Here is a 4,297-nt window from a genome sequence, read left to right as displayed (position 1 = left end):
AAAAAAAATCATAAACACATGAAATCGAGCAGGACTACAAAGTCACAAATTGAGCTGATTATCAACCAAGCGAGATTCCATCTGACAATTAAAAACCAATTATAAACAGATGAAAGTATTTGTACTCATAGAAAGAAGAGCTGATTATAGTAGATATAAGCCAATCCTAGAAAGAATGAAAGCTGATTCATTCTTTGAAATCTACCTGGTAGTGACGGGTATATGCCTCTTGGATCTTCATGGTAAAGATGTCAACTATATAGAAGATGACGGATTTACCATAGATGCCAAAATCCCTATGTTTGACTCCAATTCACCTGATTCAGGAGCTGAAATGGTACGCTCCATGGCTAGGGTTTTGACAGGAGTGACCTATGAACTTGAAAAATCTAAACCGGATTTGGTTCTTTCTGGTTTTGATATCGGAGGAAATTTTGCTGTCACTGTTGCTGCTGCTCACATGAACATACCTGTGGCGCATATTCAGGGTGGAGAGGTCACTGGAAGCATTGATGAATCTATCAGACATGCGATGACTAAATTCTCCCACATTCACTTTCCTGCCACTGAAGATGCAGAAAAAAGATTGATTAGACTTGGTGAGAACCCTAAGGATATACACGTAGTTGGTTGCCCATCTATCGATGTATTGGTTAATACCCCAACCATGAATGCATCTGAATTGGAAAAAGAGTTTGACTTGGACTTTTCCAAACCTTTTGTATTGGTGATTCAGCATCCTGTGACTACAGAAGCTATGTCTTCTATTGATCAAATCAGAGAGACGCTCAAGGCATTAAGAAATATAGATGCTCAAGTGGTTTTCCTGTTGCCTAATAATGATGCGGGACATGCTAAAATCATTGAGGAAATCAAAGCATCAGGATTCAAATGGATTCCATCTCTTCCTACCTTGAAATTCGTCAATCTTTATAGAAATGCATGGGCTTTGGTGGGTAACTCAAGCTCTGGAATCCATGAAACTCCTACTTTGAAGATTCCTGCTATCAATATTGGAAATAGGCAAATGGGTAGAGAACGTGCTTCCAATGTCCTAGATGTGCCTAATGATGCAGCTCAGATTGAAAAAGCAATTCAGAAAGCCCTATTTGACGATAAGTTTAGAAAAGAAGTCTCTGAAATAAAGAATCCTTACGGAGAAGGAAATTCTGCTAAACAAATCGTGGACATCCTCAAAAACATAGACCTTTCAAGTGTCAGTATCCAAAAAATCTTTTACGAAGGAAAGTAAAATCTTACTACTCGGAGGAAATGGCTATTTAGGTAGCCATTTCTCCGCTGTTTTAGAAAAGATTGGCTTTTCAAATATTTTCATTGGCTCCAGAAAAGGAAAAGGTGCACGTCACCTGAACCTGGATATCTGCTCCCCGGATTCTGTGCAGCTGATTAGTGAAGAAAAATTTGACTTTATTTTCAATTTCACTGGCCAAATCAGCAGACCTATTCAAGCCTGCCTGCTTCAAAATACTTTGGGAATCCAACATTTGATTCAGGCCTGTGCAGAGCATACCAAACTGATACAATTGTCCAGTGTAGGCGTATATGGCTCAGGGGATTTTGTAGATGAATCTCATATCTGTCACCCAGAAACTCCTTATTCCACCCTTAAGTTGGCAGCTGAAGAGTTGATCATGGCTGGGATGAAACCTGAAAACCGATTGATCCTTAGGCTATCCAATATATATGGTTCTACCCAGCCTAAAGGTGTATTTGCCTATTTGCTGAGATCTGGACTCTCTGATCAGGTGTTGGACTTCAATAATGACGGAAGTCTTTTTCGCTTTTTTCTTCATGTTGAGGATTTGTCCCAGGCAATGTTACAAGTGATGGAGACCATGGAATGGGGAAAGACTTCGGTTTTAAACATGGTAGGTAGCGATCATTTCAACGTGCATCAATTGATTGACTTGTTCGAGAAAAACCTAGGCTTCCACTACCAAAGGAATTTTGAGCCTATCAAGCCTTATGATAATATGATGAAAATATCAGATAATCTCTTCAGAGACTTAACTGGTTTTCAGGAAAGCTTTACCTTAGAAACATACATCAAGGAATTAGTCTAATATGTTTATTGATAAAGATAAAATCAACCTTTTTTCAGCACCTCAAGACCTATCAGTTCGTGAAGCTATGCGACTGATTGAGGCAAATAAGAAGGGACTCATTTTTGTAGTAAATGCTGATGACAAGTTAGTAGGCTCGGTAAGTGACGGTGATATCCGTAGAGGGATATTAAATGGCTGTCAACTCGATGATAGCCTTTCTGTAGTCATGAATTCCAATCCCTTTACTGTTTCCATTCAGGAGCAGAAAACCTTGGATATGAAGCAGATTACCGAGCAGGGAATTAAACTGGTTCCTGTGGTAGATGCCCAGGGAAAAATACACCATTTTCTATCCTCAGAACCTGAAAAAGCCAGCCCAACTATTGAAAATCCCGTTGTGCTCATGGTAGGAGGGAGAGGAATTCGCTTAGAACCCCTCACACAAAACATCCCAAAACCACTGCTCAAAGTAGGTAATAAACCTATTTTGCAAACTATCCTCGAAAGACTTCATTTATTCGGTTTTCGAAATGTGTACCTATGCACTAATTATTTGTCAGAACATATTGAAGAGTTTTGTGGCGATGGTTCTTCCTTCGGACTAAACATTCACTATTTCAAAGAAGATAAAAAGCTTGGGACCATCGGTGCAGTAAAATACCTCGAAGATCAACTTAAGCTCCCTTTCTTAGTAATGAATGGGGATTTGTTGACCTCCTTGAACTATAAGTCTGTTCTTGATTTTCATATAGAAAATAACGCCAAACTGACTATTGGTAGCGCTTCCTATGAAGCCAAAGTGCCGTATGGCGTATTGCAGACAGAAGGCTGCCACGTCACATCCATTTTGGAAAAACCATCCTATTCATTCCGAATTAGTGGCGGGATCTATGCACTAAGCCCCGAAGTCCTAAGTCATATCCCAAAAGGTAATTTTTATGACATTACTGACCTGATGGATGTACTACTTCGAGAGAAGCAACCTGTCGTCGCATTCCCTATAGAAGAATATTGGCTGGATATAGGTCAACATCAAGACTACGAAAAAGCCAATCTTGATTATAAAAATCTATTTAATAAATCAAATCGATGAATTACACCGGAAAAAAAGTCCTTGTTACTGGAGCAGGCGGCTTTATTGGAAGCCATTTAGCTGAAGAATTGGTTAAAGCTGGCGCTGAAGTTACAGCCTTGGTTCATTACAACTCCAACTCTTATACCAACAACCTTCGCTTTCTTCCTAAGGAGATATTCAGTCAGATTGAAATCGTTTTTGGAGATATCCAAGATGGCTTTTTGATGAATACCCTGTCCAAAGGGAAAGAGATAGTATTTCACCTTGCTGCACTGATCGGTATTCCCTATTCCTATGTAGCTCCGGCTGCATATGTCTCTACCAATATCAATGGCACCTTGAACATGCTGGAAGCTGCAAGAAGCCAAGGTGTTCAGAAACTCTTGGTAACCTCCACTTCGGAGACTTATGGTACAGCTCTATATGCTCCCATTGATGAAAAACATCCTATGCAGGGGCAATCGCCTTATTCGGCTACAAAAATTGGAGCGGATAAAATTGCAGAGAGTTACTTCTTATCCTTCAACCTTCCGGTATGTGTGTTTAGGCCATTCAATACCTTTGGTCCTAGACAATCCACCCGTGCAGTAATTCCTACAATTGTCTCCCAAGTACTATCTGATTCCAACGAAATCCGACTCGGATCTCTAGACCCAGTGAGAGATATGCTCTATGTAAAAGACACAGCAAGAGGATTTATGATGGCCGCATTAGCCGATTCTACAATTGGCGAGGTAGTGAGCGTGGGTACAGGTAGGGGAGATACAATTGGGGAAATAGTAGATATGGTACAAAAGATTTGTGGTACAGAAAAGAAAGTTATAGCTGAAAATCAAAGAATTAGACCAGAAAAAAGTGAGGTCATGAAATTGATTTGCGACTACTCTAAAGCAAAAAGACTATTTGATTGGGAACCTCAGTTCTCTCTCGAAGAGGGCTTGTCCGAAGTCGTAGAATTTATGAAAAGCAATAAGCCAGATATAGATCCATCCAAATACGCAATCTAAAGTTCTGAAGATAAGTAGCAAAAAAAGCACTCCACGGGAGTGCTTTTTTTTGAAATTTATCAATAGTTGAAATCCCTGATTCCTTGCCATCGGCAAGGCCTATAAAAGCCCAGAATGTAATTCTGGGTTTAGGATAGGAATATGCCACC

Annotated in this window: 4 protein-coding genes; all 4 read left to right on the top strand. The window is 39.9% G+C overall.

The genetic code is table 11. The annotated features are described in order from the left end of the window. The first annotated feature begins 109 nt into the window (after window positions 1-109). From neuC to LV83_RS21220, 4 genes are read left to right on the top strand one after another with little or no spacing between them, the layout of a single operon-like run. On the top strand, window positions 110-1,252 hold the full coding sequence (gene neuC, locus LV83_RS21235) for a UDP-N-acetylglucosamine 2-epimerase (protein ID WP_111613576.1): 1,143 nt from the start codon (window positions 110-112) through the stop codon (window positions 1,250-1,252). Further along, window positions 1,215-2,084: an NAD-dependent epimerase/dehydratase family protein gene (locus tag LV83_RS21230; RefSeq protein ID WP_111613575.1), complete on the top strand. Its 870-nt coding sequence runs from the start codon at window positions 1,215-1,217 to the stop codon at window positions 2,082-2,084. The genes neuC and LV83_RS21230 overlap by 38 nt, the downstream gene beginning before the upstream one ends. Window position 2,085: 1 nt before the next feature. Then, window positions 2,086-3,159 (top strand): nucleotidyltransferase family protein, encoded by a 1,074-nt coding sequence (locus LV83_RS21225; RefSeq protein WP_111613574.1) that lies wholly within the window; start codon window positions 2,086-2,088, stop codon window positions 3,157-3,159. Next, the gene (locus tag LV83_RS21220) at window positions 3,156-4,148 is read left to right on the top strand and encodes a GDP-mannose 4,6-dehydratase (protein ID WP_111613573.1); all 993 of its coding nucleotides are present in this window, start codon (window positions 3,156-3,158) and stop codon (window positions 4,146-4,148) included. The genes LV83_RS21225 and LV83_RS21220 overlap by 4 nt, the downstream gene beginning before the upstream one ends. The last annotated feature ends 149 nt before the right edge of the window (window positions 4,149-4,297 follow it).

Source organism: Algoriphagus yeomjeoni (assembly GCF_003259505.1).
GTDB classification, from domain to species: domain Bacteria; phylum Bacteroidota; class Bacteroidia; order Cytophagales; family Cyclobacteriaceae; genus Algoriphagus; species Algoriphagus yeomjeoni.
This window is presented reverse-complemented; position numbering and strand designations above follow the sequence as displayed.